This is a genomic window from Saccharopolyspora sp. NPDC045839 (assembly GCF_056431645.1).
The window spans coordinates 56,203-70,867 of sequence record NZ_JBWKKH010000016.1 but is presented as its reverse complement, the minus strand read 5'-3'; the positions used below and the strand labels follow the sequence as shown (position 1 = coordinate 70,867).

The 14,665-nt window shown below is 65.9% G+C and carries 14 protein-coding genes; 7 read left to right on the top strand and 7 right to left on the bottom strand.

Translation table 11 applies throughout. The annotated features are described in order from the left end of the window. The first annotated feature begins 263 nt into the window (after positions 1 to 263). The 6 genes from AC07EQ_RS22550 to AC07EQ_RS22525 all read left to right on the top strand — a co-directional run bounded on the left by AC07EQ_RS22550 (position 264) and on the right by AC07EQ_RS22525 (position 6,995). Entirely contained in the window at positions 264 to 2,324 is a 2,061-nt protein-coding gene (locus AC07EQ_RS22550) for a transglycosylase domain-containing protein (protein ID WP_478389981.1), read from the top strand. A 248-nt stretch (positions 2,325 to 2,572) separates the two neighbouring features. Further along, positions 2,573 to 2,827 carry a hypothetical protein gene (locus tag AC07EQ_RS22545; protein WP_478389883.1) on the top strand — a complete coding sequence of 85 codons (255 nt, stop codon included), beginning with the start codon at positions 2,573 to 2,575 and terminating at the stop codon, positions 2,825 to 2,827. 130 nt (positions 2,828 to 2,957) lie between these two features. After that, positions 2,958 to 3,914 carry a CPBP family intramembrane glutamic endopeptidase gene (locus AC07EQ_RS22540; RefSeq protein ID WP_478389882.1) on the top strand — a complete coding sequence of 319 codons (957 nt, stop codon included), beginning with the start codon at positions 2,958 to 2,960 and terminating at the stop codon, positions 3,912 to 3,914. A gap of 114 nt (positions 3,915 to 4,028) precedes the next feature. Then, positions 4,029 to 5,387: a serine hydrolase domain-containing protein gene (locus AC07EQ_RS22535; protein WP_478389881.1), complete on the top strand. Its 1,359-nt coding sequence runs from the start codon at positions 4,029 to 4,031 to the stop codon at positions 5,385 to 5,387. A gap of 166 nt (positions 5,388 to 5,553) precedes the next feature. Continuing rightward, complete coding sequence (gene arfB / locus AC07EQ_RS22530) at positions 5,554 to 5,988, top strand: alternative ribosome rescue aminoacyl-tRNA hydrolase ArfB (RefSeq protein WP_478389880.1); 435 nt, start codon at positions 5,554 to 5,556, stop codon at positions 5,986 to 5,988. Positions 5,989 to 6,050: 62 nt separating this feature from the next. Then, positions 6,051 to 6,995 carry a patatin-like phospholipase family protein gene (locus AC07EQ_RS22525; RefSeq protein WP_478389879.1) on the top strand — a complete coding sequence of 315 codons (945 nt, stop codon included), beginning with the start codon at positions 6,051 to 6,053 and terminating at the stop codon, positions 6,993 to 6,995. 65 nt (positions 6,996 to 7,060) lie between these two features. On the opposite strand, the gene AC07EQ_RS22520 is transcribed toward AC07EQ_RS22525, so the two are convergent. The 4 genes from AC07EQ_RS22520 to AC07EQ_RS22505 all read right to left on the bottom strand — a co-directional run bounded on the left by AC07EQ_RS22520 (position 7,061) and on the right by AC07EQ_RS22505 (position 11,319). After that, on the bottom strand, positions 7,061 to 8,521 hold the full coding sequence (locus AC07EQ_RS22520) for a sodium:solute symporter family protein (RefSeq protein ID WP_478389878.1): 1,461 nt from the start codon (positions 8,519 to 8,521) through the stop codon (positions 7,061 to 7,063). Between the two features lie 14 nt (positions 8,522 to 8,535). Further along, entirely contained in the window at positions 8,536 to 8,763 is a 228-nt protein-coding gene (locus AC07EQ_RS22515) for a DUF3311 domain-containing protein (RefSeq protein WP_478389877.1), read from the bottom strand. Between the two features lie 156 nt (positions 8,764 to 8,919). Further along, on the bottom strand, positions 8,920 to 10,569 hold the full coding sequence (locus AC07EQ_RS22510) for an amidohydrolase (RefSeq protein ID WP_478389876.1): 1,650 nt from the start codon (positions 10,567 to 10,569) through the stop codon (positions 8,920 to 8,922). An 87-nt stretch (positions 10,570 to 10,656) separates the two neighbouring features. Then, entirely contained in the window at positions 10,657 to 11,319 is a 663-nt protein-coding gene (locus tag AC07EQ_RS22505) for a hypothetical protein (RefSeq protein WP_478389875.1), read from the bottom strand. Positions 11,320 to 11,795: 476 nt separating this feature from the next. On the opposite strand from AC07EQ_RS22505, the gene AC07EQ_RS22500 reads away from it, so the two are divergent. Further along, positions 11,796 to 12,860, top strand: coding sequence for a S1C family serine protease (locus AC07EQ_RS22500; RefSeq protein ID WP_478389874.1), 1,065 nt, complete (start codon positions 11,796 to 11,798; stop codon positions 12,858 to 12,860). A 57-nt stretch (positions 12,861 to 12,917) separates the two neighbouring features. Here AC07EQ_RS22500 and AC07EQ_RS22495 read toward each other — a convergent pair whose 3' ends face one another. From AC07EQ_RS22495 to AC07EQ_RS22485, 3 genes are all read right to left on the bottom strand, one after another. After that, positions 12,918 to 13,520, bottom strand: a complete 603-nt coding sequence (locus tag AC07EQ_RS22495) for a GTP-binding protein (protein WP_132491265.1) — start codon at positions 13,518 to 13,520, stop codon at positions 12,918 to 12,920. Between the two features lie 78 nt (positions 13,521 to 13,598). After that, positions 13,599 to 14,126 carry a DUF742 domain-containing protein gene (locus tag AC07EQ_RS22490; RefSeq protein WP_478389873.1) on the bottom strand — a complete coding sequence of 176 codons (528 nt, stop codon included), beginning with the start codon at positions 14,124 to 14,126 and terminating at the stop codon, positions 13,599 to 13,601. 76 nt (positions 14,127 to 14,202) lie between these two features. Further along, positions 14,203 to 14,643, bottom strand: a complete 441-nt coding sequence (locus AC07EQ_RS22485) for a roadblock/LC7 domain-containing protein (protein ID WP_093270958.1) — start codon at positions 14,641 to 14,643, stop codon at positions 14,203 to 14,205. Positions 14,644 to 14,665 lie beyond the last annotated feature (22 nt).

Below are 14,665 nucleotides of genomic sequence, written 5' to 3'. Positions count from 1 at the left end.
AGTGTAGTGATCCAGGCCGGGAACGCGGGCCTGTCGGTGAAGACTCGGCCGTTCGGTGCAACGCCGCGCGGATCGGCGGATGTGATATCAACGAATCGACTGACAGCTAGGGAGAAGCGGGCGTCGGCCGATGCCGACGGGACGCTCCCGGGCCGATCGTTGGACGAGCGGGGGCGGGCCCCAGGTGGGCCCTGCGATCGGCGGTCGAGTCGGGTGGACATTTGGTGATTGGGGCTGGCGTGCGCGGCGGCGTGCTGTTGAAGATGTTCGGGCTGTGCGTCCTGGCCGGTGTGCTGGTGGCGGCTTTGTTGCTGCCGATGGCCACCGGGGCCGGGGCGATGGTCAACCAGACGACCGACGCCATGTCGAAGATGTCGGGTTCCCTGGCGAGGCGCGACATGCCGCAGGTGTCCACCATCATGGACAAGGACGGCGAACCCATCGCGTACTTCTTCGACCAGTACCGCATCGAAACGTCGCCGGATCAGGTCTCGGACACCATGAAGGCCGCGATCACCGCGGTCGAGGACAAGCGCTTCTGGGACCACGGCGGCGTGGACTGGCACGGCACCATGCGCGCGCTGGCGACCAACGTCAGCAGCGGTGAGGCGGCGCAGGGCGCGTCCACGATCACCCAGCAGTACGTGAAGAACTACCTCGTGCACGTCGCGGCGGACTCCGAGGTGGAGGCCGAGAAGGCCAAGGAATCGACGATCGCCCGAAAGCTCCGCGAGGCGAAGATCGCCGTCGAACTCGAACACACCATGACCAAGGAGGAGATCCTCACCGGATACCTCAACGTGGTGCCGTTCGGAAACCAGACATTCGGCGTCGGCGCGGCTGCCCAGACCTACTTCGGCACCACGTCCGACAAGCTGACCATCGCCCAGGCCGCACTGCTCGCCGCGATCGTCAACCAGCCCGGTTCGCTGAACCCCAACAGCAACCCGCAAGACGCGATGCAGCGCCGCAACCTCGTGATCGACCTGATGACGGACCCGAGCAACAACATCCGCATCACCAAGGAAGACGCGGAGAAGGCCAAGCAGGAACCGCTCGGCGTGATGTCGCCGCTCGGCCGGCCGCCGAACGGCTGCGCCGGCGTCGGTGATGGTGCCACCGACGGCTTCTTCTGCACCTACGTCACGGACTACCTGAACCGGCTCGGCATCGACAAGGACAAGCTGAAGACCGGCGGCTACACCGTCCGCACGACGCTCGACCGCAAGGCCACCGACGCGGCCAAGGCCGCCGCCGAAGCCCAGGTGCCGACCCAGACCGCGGGCATCGCCAACGCGATGGCGATGGTCGAGCCCGGTAAGGACAAGCACAAGGTGCGGGCGCTGGTCGCCAACCGCGACTACGGCAACGACGCGAGCAAGGGCCAGACGGCGTACGACATCGTCAGCCGGGTGCAGCCCTTCGGCGCAGGCTCGGTCTACAAGGTGTTCACCGCGGCCTCCGCGATCGAGCAGGGCATGAGCGTCTACGACACGATCGACGTGCCACCGTCCTACACCTCTCGCGTGTACAAGAACGGCACCGCGCCGTACACCGTCTCCAACGCCGACGGCGTGCAGCCGGGGCCGAGGACGCTGCAGATGGCGTTGGCCACGTCGCCGAACACGGCGTTCGTGGCGCTGTCGGAACGGGCCGGCCTCAACAACGTTGTGGACATGGCCGCGCGCCTCGGGTTGCGGGTCGGCATGAACGGCGTCAACTCCAGCGGCCTTCCCCTGAAAGCCGATGGCTCGAACGGCCCGTCCCAGGCCGACGTGATCAAGAAGGGCAACCGAGGCGCATTCACGCTCGGTTACACCCCGACGAGCGTGCTGGAGCTGTCCAACGTCGGGGCGACGATCATGAGCGGCGGTGTCTACTGCCCGCCGACGCCGATCGAGGAGATCAAGGACCGGCACGGCAACCCGCTGCAGCTCAACGAGGCCGCATGCGAGCAGGCGGTGTCCCCGCAGGTGGCGGCGGCCTTGGCGCAGGGTATGAGCAAGGACGACACCGACGGCACATCGCGTCAGGCAGCGCAGAGCGTCGGCTGGAATCGGCCCATGATCGGCAAGACCGGGACGACCCAGGCGCACCAGTCGGCAGCGTTCCTCGCTGCGACTCCCCAGATGGCCGGTGCGGTCCTGACCTACGCCGACGGCAGCACCCCCCAGGGGATCTGCGACGGCGGCGGTGACGCGCCCCCGTACTTGTGCGGGAAGAACGGCGGCAACATCTACGGTGGCAAGGTGCCGGCCCGGACCTGGTTCGCCGCGATGACCAAGGTCCACGAAGGCCTGCCGCCGGCGGCTCTGCCCAGTTGACCCTGACACTGCTCAGGCATGAAGCCCGTGCTCACACCGTGAGCACGGGCTTTTTTCATGAGAAGAAAAACGGCGGTCGAGGTACCGTCATAGGGGTTCGTTCGTGTCGTGATTGCAGTAATGCGAATGCCTTGGCGAATGTGTTGGGAATCAATCTTGATCTCTAATCAGGCCTGAAGGACTATGTCGCCATGACGTTCTGCGCGGACGGGATGCACCATCCAGATCCCGCACATAGTCGGTGAACCGTGTTCTTCGTTGTTCTCGAGCTTTTCATCTTATTGGGGGCGCTTTTCGCGGGAGTCGCGTTGGCTCCGCTGAAGCGCGTGGTCACGAGGGTCGTGTTCCTCGCCGTCCACTTAGCAGTGTCGATCGCGCTTTTCGTCTGGGGCGTGTGGGGCGGTCGAGACTGGTCGTCGTACGTGTTCCTCGGCATCGCTCTGGGACCCGGTTCGGTCGTGAGCGCGATCCGCATCTTGCGGGCGATCGTCCGAAAGGAGTGAGCTCGATGAGCTGTCGCGTGTGATCCGTCACCGGCAATGTACGTGCACAAGGAGCTCCCGCCGTTTCGTGCGACGGGAGCCCCCTTGCCTGGAGGGCCTGGCTCTCAGCGAGGTTTGGCAAACTGGCGAAGTGAGCACTGACCAGAACCGAGTGGACGTCCGCGGCGTTGTCAGTTTCGTCGCAATCGCCTATTTGCCGGCGTGGCTGCTGACCCTGCCGCTCTGGTTGACCGGTGAAGGACTGTCGTGGAGTTGGGCGCCCCTCGTCCTCTTCCTCATGATGTTCATGCCGGCGGTTGCGGCATTGGTGGTCACCAAGTGGATCAGCCCGCGGCCGAAGGTGCTTCGCGGGCTGGGAATCACCAACCCCGGCGGCATCAAGAAGTGGTGGCCCTACGCGCTGATCGCCTGGCTGGGGCCGCCGCTGGTGGCGACCCTCGCGCTGATGGTGGGCTACCTGCTCGGGGTGTACCAGGCCGACTGGACGGGTTTCTCCGGGCTGGCCGAGCAGTTCGGGGCCGCCGTGGTGGGCGCGGAGCCCGAAACGTCGCCGGGGATGCTCGCGCTCACGCAGATCGCCGCGGTCTTCGGGCTGGGCTGGCTGCAGGTCATCCCCGCGCTCGGTGAAGAACTGGGCTGGCGGGGCTACCTCACCCAGGCGCTGCTGCCCCTCGGGCAGCCCGGCGCGTTCCTGACGACCGGCGTGCTGTGGGGCCTGTGGCACGCGCCGGTCCTGATCCTCGGCTACAACTATCCGACGCTGCCGATCGTGGTGGCGTTCATCATGATGGTGTGCTTCTGCACCCTGGTGGGAACGCTGCTGGGCTGGCTCAGGCTCGCGTCGCGCAGCGTCTGGCCGGCGGTCATCGCGCACGGATTCCTCAACGCGGCGGCCGGTTTGGGCACGGTCTTCAGCATGGCCGGGCACCCGGTCGACAACGCGTCGACGGGGCTCCTGGGATGGAGCGGATGGATCGTGCTCGCTCTGCTCATCCTGGTGCTCGTCCTGCTCGGGAAGCTCCCGGTGCGGTTCCCGGTGGAGACGACCGGGATCTCCCGAGGAGTCAACCGCCGCACCCGCCGCTGACCGGTTTCGGTGCGAGCATGGGAACCTTCCTGTCACTCGCACCCGAGCCGCAGGCCGGTCGCGGGACTCCGAATGCTTCAACACCGCTTTTCACACGGGTGGAAGCATGGGGGCATGACGAGTCTGCTGCCCTCCACCCAGAGAGCCCTCCTGCGTCGCCTGGCCGTGGAGCAGAGTGAAAACCGTGTTCCATCACTGATCGCGGGGCTGATCCGCGACGGTGAGACGATCTGGGTGGACAGCCGTGGGCAGGTCGGCGGCCGGCCCTCCACAACGGACACCCAGTACCGGGTCGGTTCGATCACGAAGACCTTCGTCGCCGTGCTCGTGATGCGCTTGCGCGACGAAGGCCGCCTCGACCTCGCCGACAAGCTCGACGACTACATTCCGGGCACCTCGATCGGCAAGCGGAGCATCGGTGAAATCCTTTCGCAATCAAGCGGCTTGACCGCGGAACCCGCCGGGCAGTGGTGGGAGCGAACCCCAGGCGGCAGCGCCGAGGAACTCGTGGCCAGCATCGACGAAACCGCGCTGCGCCCAACGCCTCGCCACGGCTTCCACTACTCCAATGTCGGTTTCGGTGTCCTGGGGGAGCTGGTGTCGCGGCTGCGCGGAGCCTCTTGGGGCGAGGTGCTGCAACGCGAGATCCTCGAGCCGCTCGAGATGAAGCGCACCACGCTCAGCCCGGTCGCGCCGCACGCGGAGGGATTCGCCGTGCACCCGTGGGCGGACGTGGTGCTTCCCGAGCCCGCCGAGGACGCGGGAGCAATGGCCCCTGCCGGCCAGCTTTGGTCGACCTTCGACGACATGGCTAGGTGGGCGCGTTTCGTGATCGGCGACAGCGGCCACGTGCTGCACCCGGATACCGTCGCCGAGATGCGATCCCCGGCGTCGGTCGACGACGGCGCCGAATGGCGAGGCGGTTACGGACTCGGGCTGCAGCTGCTGCGGCATGGCGGACGTCGGCTCGCCGGTCATTCAGGATCGATGCCCGGATTCCTGGCGTCCGTCTGGGCAGACCCCGCCGAGAACACGGGGGTGATCTTCATGGCCAACACCACGGCGGGTGTCACGGGGCTGTTCGCGACCGACCTGCTGGACCTGCTCGCGAAGCACGAGCCTCGAATCCCGGCCCCGTGGGAACCACGCGGCGACGCGGACTTGCGACTCTTGGAGCTCACCGGCCAGTGGTACTGGGGGCCGACGCCCTACGTGTTGCGGGTGCGCCGCGATGGTCTGCTCGACCTCTTGCCGTGGCAGGGGCGCGGGCGGGCATCCCGATTCCGCGCCAACCCGGATGGCACCTGGACCGGGCTGGACGGCTACTACTCGGGCGAAATCCTGCGCGTGGGGCGGAACGGCGACGGTGTGCCCACCCACCTCGACCTGAACACGTTCATCTTCACCCGCACGCCATACGCCCCCGACGCCCCGGTTCCCGGCGGTGTGACCGGCTGGCGCCCGGCCCAGTAGCCCCGCGGCCAGCTTTGAAAGCATGGGAACCTTCCTGTCAGAGCGTGACAGGAAGGTTCCCATGCTCCAGCCTTCGATCTGCCAGCTCGAAAGGGAGTCGGGGTGTTCTAGCGGGCGAGGTGCAGCCGTAGGACCGGCCAAAACAGTGTGAGGCATGCTGACTGGTATGCCCGCAGACTTGCCCGTCACCCGCCGCTGGACGATCCCTGCGCTCGAGCTCTCGGAGCGCTTCTCGCGGTCCTCCGGCCCTGGAGGGCAGGGCGTCAACACAACGGACTCGCGGGTCGAACTGTCCTTCGATCTCGCGCGCTCGACGTCGCTCCCAGAACCTCTGCGGGAACGTGCGATGGAACGCCTCGCCCACCGCCTCGTCGACGGCGTGCTCACGATCGCAGCCTCCGAGAATCGCGCACAGCTCGCCAACCGCCAGGCCGCTCGGGAACGGATGGCCAGGCTGCTCGCCGAGGCAGTTACCCCGCCTGCCCCGAAGCGTCGGCCCACCAAACCGACCAAGGGTTCGCAGCAACGTCGTCTCGCTGGTAAGAAGCGGCGTGCGGAGGTAAAACGGCAGCGCCGTCGAGGTGATCCCGGCGACGCCTGACGTGTGCTGCGAGTGTGCGCGGCTAGCCTCGGAAGAAGACGAACGCAGAAGGGACATTGCTGATGCGCACGGCATGGGTCCTGCCGGGTGGCTCCACCTTCGGGGCGATCCAGGCCGGCCTGGTTACGGCATTGTTCGAGGCCGGTATCGAGCCCGACCTACTCGTCGGGACCTCTGCAGGCTCGCTGAACGCGGCATGGCTCGCCGGCGACCCAACACCGCGTGGGGCGGCGAAGCTCCGCGAGCTGTGGGTGTCGATGCGGCGCACAGATGTCTTCCCGATCCAGCCCAGCCGGATACTCGCAGGGAAGATCGGGCTGTCTAACCACGTCATGGGAAATCACGGGCTGGCGCGCTGGCTGCACAACAACCTGCCGTTCCGCCGGTTGGAAGACGCGCAAATCCCGGTGACCGTGACCGCAACGGATCTGGACTCCGGTGATCCGGTGTACTTCGAGAGCGGCCCTGCACTTCCTCCGCTGGTGGCTTCGTGCTCGATTCCCGGCATGTTCCCGCCGGTGAAGGTCGGCGACCGCTGGCTGGTGGACGGTGGCCCAGCGGCGTTCATGCCGGTCAGTCGCGCCGTCGAGCGCGGGGCAGAGCGCGTTTACGTGCTCCCGTGCGGAGGCACCGAGCCTTTCGAGTTCAGCCAGCGCAGGCGGGGGATCGGTTCGATCGCGACCTGGCCGCCGCCGAAGACGCCACCGCGGTCGGTCGGCGGAGTGAACGGTGCGGCGCTCGGCGCGGCGATGGTGTCCGCGGCACGGCTCGACCTGCAGTTGAACGCGACGCGCTGTGAGCTCTACGTTGTGCCAGCCCCGTCGGTGGCCGGTCTCTCGCCGTATTCCTTCGCACACGCCGAGGCCCTGATCAACGCCTCATGGGAGATCGCCAAGAAGTGGTGCCCGACGGCCAAGCCGGTGCCGTCGGGCCCCGTGGACATCGGCGGAAACCCGATCGCAAGCGGCCGGTTCGGGGTTTCCGAATCCGCGCCCAGCATCAACTGACCAGACGCTGAAAGCATAGGAACTTTCCTGCCACGATGACAGGAAAGTTCCCATGCTTTCGTTGGTCAGGCCCGAACCGGGGCTTCTTCGGTCAGCTCGTCCCCGGCGAGTCGCTCCGGCGGTGTGGTTGCGGGGCGGGCGAGCGTCACCGCGACGTTGACCAGGACGTTCGCGGCGAGTCCGAGCAGACCAGCGTTGATGCCGAGCCACGGGTCGTTTCCAGTGATGACGAGCAATGCGACGACGACCACCCCGGCAGCGAGCCCGGACGCGGCCGCCGCGGTCGACATGCGCTTCCAAAGCAAGCTGATGAGGACCACCGGCAGGAGTTGCGCGAGCCCTTGATACGAGAGGACCGACAATTGCACCAGGGTGCTCGGTGAAATGAACGTGAACAGCAGTGCCACCAACCCGACGACGAACGTGACCAGCTGAGACAGCTGCTTCTGGTGCGGCGCTGTCCGGGGATGCACGCCCAGGACGGACCGTCCCCACATCGTGCCGATCACGAGCATGAAGACGGCCATCGGAACGATCGACGACAACGCGCCGGCGACACCGACGAGCCCGACGAGCCAAGCCGGCATCGAGTCGACGACGAGCTTGAACATCGCCAGATTGGAATCGTCGAGCCCTGGGACGACGAACACCGCGGCCAAGCCCAGGAGGATCGGAACGAATAGCAACACCTGGTAGAAGGGCATAATGAGCGCGTTGCGGCGTAATACGCCCGGATTCTTGGCGCCCAGGTAACCGGCCACAGTGGTCGGAAAGATCGTGTAGACGACACCGTTGAGTAGCCCTGTCGTGGCGAACCACAGCATGCCCAAGGACTCCTTGCCATGGCCCGGCAGCACAAGCCATTCAGGGCGTTCCGAAACGAGCCGATCAAGCATCGGGCCGAGGCCACCGAAGTAATGCACCGGCACGTAGATGAAGACGACCAGCAGCGTGATGATCACCAGGCTGTCCTTGAGGATGGACACCCAGGCGCTACCGCGAAGACCGGAGAAGATGATGAACGCCTCGGTCACCACGAACGCGATGATGTATCCAGCTCCCAGGCCGATCGTGCCGTAGCTGATCGTCGAAACGACGACACCCATTCCTGTGATCTGGAGCTGGATGTACGGCAGCAGGAACACCGTGGTGAGGATCGCCACCGCGGCCCCGAACCACGGCGAGTTGAAGCGGTACGCGGTGATGTCGGTGATGTTGTGGAGATTGTTGCGGTGGGCGTAGTTCCACAGGATCGGTCCGACGACGTATCCGACAGCGAAGCCGATCGCGAGATAAGCCAGCAGGTAGAACACCGGCATCCCGTAGTTGTAGGACCAGCCGGCGGCGCCGAGGTAGCTGAAGCTCGTGTACGTTTCGCCCGCCATGAGCACGAAGATCAGCACGACACCGAGGCTTCGGCCACCAACCGACCACTCGGCGAGGTTCGTGCGATCGCGGCCACGCAGCGAAAGCAGGCCCAAGGCGACTGCGGCGAGCATGAACAAGGCGAAGATGCCCACCGACACCGCAGCATTGGTGCTCATTCGTCATCACCTCGCGTACGCTGCCGGTCGCTTCGCCACAGCGGATCCTTGCGGGCGGCAAGCCAGATGCACGCCGGTGTCAGCAAAGTCGCAATCAGCGTCCAGAACATGAAGAACGGCAGCCCCAGAACAACCGGTTCGATCCGGTTGTAAAGCGGAAGCGCTAGCAAGTAGAGCACGACGGGACCCAACAGCCACCACAGTGATTTTCGTTTCCTGAGCACATATCCCTCCGGCCGTTGAATCCGACTCAGCGAAGGAACCTTCGAGGCGTGGGTGACAGGAAGGTTCCCATGCTCTCTCCAATCAGGACATGGCGCTTCGTCCGGCTATGACGTCGCGCTCGTTGTTGGTCGAAGCCAAGGCCGTCACTTCGAGAGTCATGACGGATCCTCCTCGTCGCGCCAGACCGCCTGGCCGCCGACCCACGTTTCGTGGATGTCGATATCGGGCAAGTGCTTCGGATCCTTTTCAAGGGGATCGTCGGACAGCACGACGAAGTCCGCCAGGTTGCCGGCCTCGAGTCGCCCCTTGAACGCGGCCTCGCCAGCGGCGTGAGCCGAACCGGTGGTGTAGATCGCGAGGGCTTCCCGCGCGCTGATCTGCTGCGACGCTCCAAGGACTCGCCCAGCAGTTCGCCCGGCCGTGGAGAGCCGTGTGACGCAGCTGGCAAGTCCGAGCAAGGGCTCGAAGGGCCCGCATGGGAAGTCGCTCGAGCCGGCCACAGCGACACCCGCATCCAACATGCTGCGGTGCGCGAACATCCGCTCCAACCGGTCTGCGCCGTAGTAGTCGAGGAGCTTGTCGCCGTGGAAAGCCACATAGCTGCCGAACGGAACCGCGATGGCATCCAGGGCTTTCATCCGCACCAGGATTTCCGCATCCACCATGCTGCAGTGTTCGATCCGGTGCGCGGTCTTGATTGCCAGGTGTGCCGCCCGTGCCTGTTCGAGGGCATTGAGAACGAGCTTGATCGCCCGGTCGCCGTTGGCGTGGATCGCAAGCCGTGAACCTGCTGCGTGCACGCGGAACGCCAGCTCGTTGAGCTCGTCGGTACCCAGTGTTTGGATACCGTGATCATCGGTGCCTTCGAAAGGCTCCTCGACCAGGCAGGTGCCACCGGCGACAGCACCGTCCGCGAACGCCTTGACACCTCCGATCCGGAGCCAGTTGTCGCCGAAACCAGTGCGCAGCCCGGCAGCGTGGAACGTGTCGACATGCCGGTAGGTGAGTAGCGCGTTGACCCTCGTCGTGAGCTCGCCGCGCTGATGAGCCTCCTGCAGCAGCGACAGCTCGGCCGGGCCGACCATCGCGTCGCCGACGCTCGTGATTCCCGCGGCGTTCAGCGCCCGGAGAGTGCCTTTCAACTGCGCCAACGCCGCTTCGAGGTCCTGATCGGGCAGTACCGGGCGACCTCGTGACAGCGACGGATACGCCAGGTCGAACAACACCTGTTCGTGCACCACCCCGGTGACGTGACCTGCAGCGTCCTTGGTGAGCTCGCCGCCGGGTGGCGGGACGCTGTCGTCGGACAGCTCCGCTGCGGCGAGGCCGGCCGAGTTCAGCACACCCCAGTGCGCACCGATGTTGATCAAAAGCACCGGGTGGGCATCGGTGACCTCATCGAGATCCGACCGAGTCAGGGGCGTGCCGCCGGTCGACCGTCCGTGGTCGTAGCGCGTCCCGAGCAGCCACTGCCCAGGAGGTGTGTCGCGAGCGCGGGTCCTGAGCATCTCAAGAAGATCCGCCCGAGAACTGGCCGTGGACACATCGACGCCCCGCTGGTTCGCGGCCGTCATGGTCGGATGCTGGTGGGCGTCGTTGAAGCCAGGAACGATCGTTGCGTCACCGAAGTCGACGACGTCGGCTCCGGGCATGCGGCGGCGCAGGTCACCGAGGTCACCGACATCGACGACCCATTCGCCCTGGATCGCCAGAGCAGGCCGAGCCGTGTTCACATACGGCTCGTCGGCCATGGTGACGATCCGGCGGGCAGTGACCAGAACCGGTGGTTGTCCAGCGCTCGCCACAGCACCTCCCACGACAGCGGTCGATGCCTGGCATGCTGCCTCGGAAACCCGTCGAGCACCAGCCCCAAGGCCAACGCCGTGGATCTTTCAGGCCGCCTCCCGCTCGTGATGACCCGCCGGCGGTGCGGCACGCGACGGAAACCCCGGGAACGGCGTGGTCGTGCCCCTGAATGCGCGGAGAATCGCACGCGGAACCGCTGTCCCTCGCCTGCTGCCGAGCTCCATCTCGACGATCAGGTCATCCAGCCTGCAGCGGTTCCTGCGCTCCATAGCCTCGACCAGGAGGGCTTCGGTCACGGCCCAGGTCTGCCAAGTGCGGGCACCATCCATGACGGCACGCACCGGTGGTGCGACCGGAATGCCGTCGACGAGAACGGGTTCCGGTAGACGGGTGGTGCGCTCGAAGTTCGTTCCGGGATAGCTCTGGATCTTCCGGCTGTGCGGGATCAGGACGTGAATGTCCGCATCTTCCGGAGGAGTTTCCAAGCCGAGGAGGCGAGCGGCCTGGAGGCCGGTGATCATGGCGCCGGGCCCGGCACGCAACAGTGCTGCGTTGATGCGATCTTGGACCGTCGGCGGCCCAGGCACGATGAGCAGAACACCGGGAGCGAGCCGCATCCAAGGGCCCCCGGGGCGGGCCCGGCGATAGGACGTCGACTGCGAGACTCCGAGCTTCTCCAGTTCGACGACGCGAAATACCCGCCGACCGGTGGACGGCATGGCTGAGTTCGTGGTGATCGTTGTACGCATGCGGAGCACTATCCCGGGCGCCGAGACCGGGGCATTTGATTTCGTCCACCTTCGGCCCCGTGTCGTGCTCGACCATTCCGCCGCACGGTTCCATGCCTCGAGCATGGGAACTTTCCTGTCATCCGGTGAAAGGAAAGTTCCCATGCTTCCCATTCCGCGGCTCGGCCGCTGGGGGTGAATTCCGACGAAGTCAACAGCTCGCGCCAAGGTAGTTCTCAGCTTCGCGCGGCACGGTTGACGGCATGACAGCAGCTGGTTCCGGCGGATCGCCGGAGTACGGAGATGGCACGCAACACACGCCGGGGCCGGAAACCGCTCCCACTGCATCATTCGGCCCTGCGCCCGGACCGCTGCCGGGCGCGGCGAGCACCTACCCGGCCAATCCTCGAACAGGTGAGCCAAGACGTTGGAAAGGCGTGGTCGCGGCCGCGCTGATCGCTGGAGTGGTCGGAGGGGGTGTCGGGGTCGGAGGCGGGATGCTCATTGCCGACGGTGGAGGCACCAACTCCGCGATCGCGCAGCACGATCCTGTCACCGGCACCCAGATCAACGCACAGGCCGGCACCGTACAGTTCGCGGCGGGCAAGGCGTCATCGAGCACAGTGGACATCACCGTTCGCGGAGCCCGAAGCGGTTCGGAAGGGACCGGCGTGGTGCTCACCCCGGACGGCTATGTGCTGACCAACAACCACGTGATCGGCTCAGGCGGCGAGATCACGGTCACCCTGCCCGATGGGACAACGCGGACCGCGAGCGTCGTGGGCACTTCACCCTCCTACGACCTGGCTGTGATCAAACTCAACGACGCCAGCGGGCTCACACCTGCGGAGTTCGGCAAATCTTCGACGCTGGCGGTCGGGCAGCCCGTCGTCGCCATCGGCTCCCCACTGGGGCTGGAAGGAACGGTGACCTCAGGCATCGTCAGCGCCCTGAACCGAACTGTCGATGTGCAGGGGGAGAACGGTCGGCCCGTCATCTACAACGGTATCCAGACCGATGCTTCGATCAACTCCGGAAACTCAGGCGGCCCGCTGGTGAACCTGGACGGCCAAGTGATCGGCATCAACACCAGCATCGTGTCCAACAGCAAGGCGTCAGGAAACATCGGATTGGGATTCGCGATCCCGATCGACACGGCAAGCCGCGTCGCGAACGAGCTCATCAGTGGTGGGGTGGCGACGAAGCCTCAACTCGGTGTCACCGGCACCAACGGCCAGTCGGGCGCGGCGACCATCAGTTCCGTCGTTCCCGGTTCTGCCGCGGACAAGGCGGGGCTCAAAACGGGGGAGACAATCGTCAAGGTCGGAAACCGGGCTGTCAGCAGCTTCTCGGACCTGGTGGCCCAGATCAGCTCCAACGCACCGGGCTCGAAGATCAACCTCACGGTGGCGGACTCCGCCGGTGGCAACCCGCGGCAAGTCGAGGTGACTTTGGGTAGCGAACAGGACAAGGCCGCCGAAACAGTCGACGATTCGTTGTTCCAGCAGCAGAACCCCAACCCCTACACCTCGCCGGACGGTGGGCTGCAGGGCGACAGATAGCGTGCGGAAGGGGACTTTCGTGCCTGAGGTGACAGGAAGGTTCCCATGCTGCAACGGCTAAGCAGTGCGGCGAATCCACCACTGCATGGCGTACTCGACCAGTCTGATCAGCGCCTGCTTGGTGGATTCGCGGTTTCGCGCGTCGCAGGTCACGATCGGGACGTCGGGCGGAATCGCGATGGCCTCGCGCACCTCCTCGACCCGGTGGAGCAAGGTCCCGTCGAAGCAGTTGAGCCCCACGATGTAGGGCAGCCGCCGGTCTTCGAAGAAGTCGATGGCCGAGAAGCAGTCCGCGAGGCGCCGGGTGTCGACGAGCACCACGGCGCCGATCGCGCCCCGGACCAGGTCGTCCCACATGAACCAGAAGCGCTGCTGGCCGGGGGTGCCGAACAGGTAGAGGATCAGATCCGAATCCAGCGACAGCCGGCCGAAGTCCATGGCGACCGTCGTGGTGTTCTTGTTCGGCGTCGCGTGCAGGTCGTCGATGCCCTTGCTGGCCTCGGTCATCACGGCTTCGGTGGTCAGCGGCACGATCTCCGACACCGAACCCACGAATGTCGTTTTGCCGACTCCGAAGCCACCCGCGACGACGATTTTCGCCGAGGTCGCGGTCGTGGACCGACCGGTGTGCACAGGTCGGGGTCGCGTTTCAGGAGTCATGTCTGCCCACCTCAGTAATCGAGTCAAGCTGGCGTCTTGCGGTTTGCGCGCTCCTCCACGAGACCCGCGCTGCGGGGTTCAGAGCCGACGAAGCCCACTCAGAACCCTCTCCATCAGCAACAAGTGCGACGTGCTGCCGTTTTCGTTCACCGTCTGGTGCACGGTTAGGAGACCGATGTCGGCCATGTCGCCGAGCAAGACCTTCGCCACGCCGAGCGGAACGTCGAGCAAGGCCGCGACCTCGGCCACCGAACGCGGGTGCCGGCATAGTTCGGCGATGGAATGGTGTTCGAGCCGCTGCAGCCGCGCCGGGTGGCACGACTCGCTGGTGGACACCAGGGTTTCCAGTTCCAGGCGGTGGTTCGATCGCGTGCGCCCGCCGGTCCAGGCATACGGCCGGATGTAGGTCGCTGTGGATTCGGGCTCCGGAGGGCTTGCTTCCTCGGGTGCCGACATGGCCAGCGCTTCAGCCGGTTCGGCCGACGGCCAAGGCGGATCCGCCGCATGTTGTGGAGGGCCCTGCGGCTCCGGTTCGTCGCGCGCACGCTTGCGGCGTCGCCCGCGACGGCCACTGTCGAGGGTGAACCGGTTGAAGACCTCGGCCATGGCGTCAGCTTCGGGCGACTCTCGGTCGTCCCATCGGTGCCGCCCGGACGCGTCCGGACCTGTGCTCATGCCGTCCTCACACCGACTGGCCGGTCATCACACGATTCGTTCCCTGCAACTGGGAGCGCAGTTCCGGGGTCAGGATCTGTCCGACGCGTTCCACCAGCAAAGCCATCTCGTAGGCGATCAGCCCCATGTCGCAATGCGGCGCGGCCAGGACAGTCAGGCACGAGCCGTCGCTGATCGCCATCTGCAGCATGAGGCCGCGTTCCATTTCGACCACGGTCTCGTTCACAGTCCCGGCTTCGAAGCAGCGCGCCGCGCCCTGGGTGAGGCTGAGCAGCCCCGATGCGACCGCTGCGAGTTGGTCGGCCCGGTCGGTGGGCAGTTTCGCGGACGCGGTCAGCAGCAGCCCGTCGGCTGAGACGACCACGGCGTGCGCCACGCCCGGAACTCGTTCGGTGAAGTCCGTGACCAGCCAGCCGAACTGGTTCGGCTGGGAATTGTGGGCGTTCATCGGCCCTCCTGTCCTCTGCACT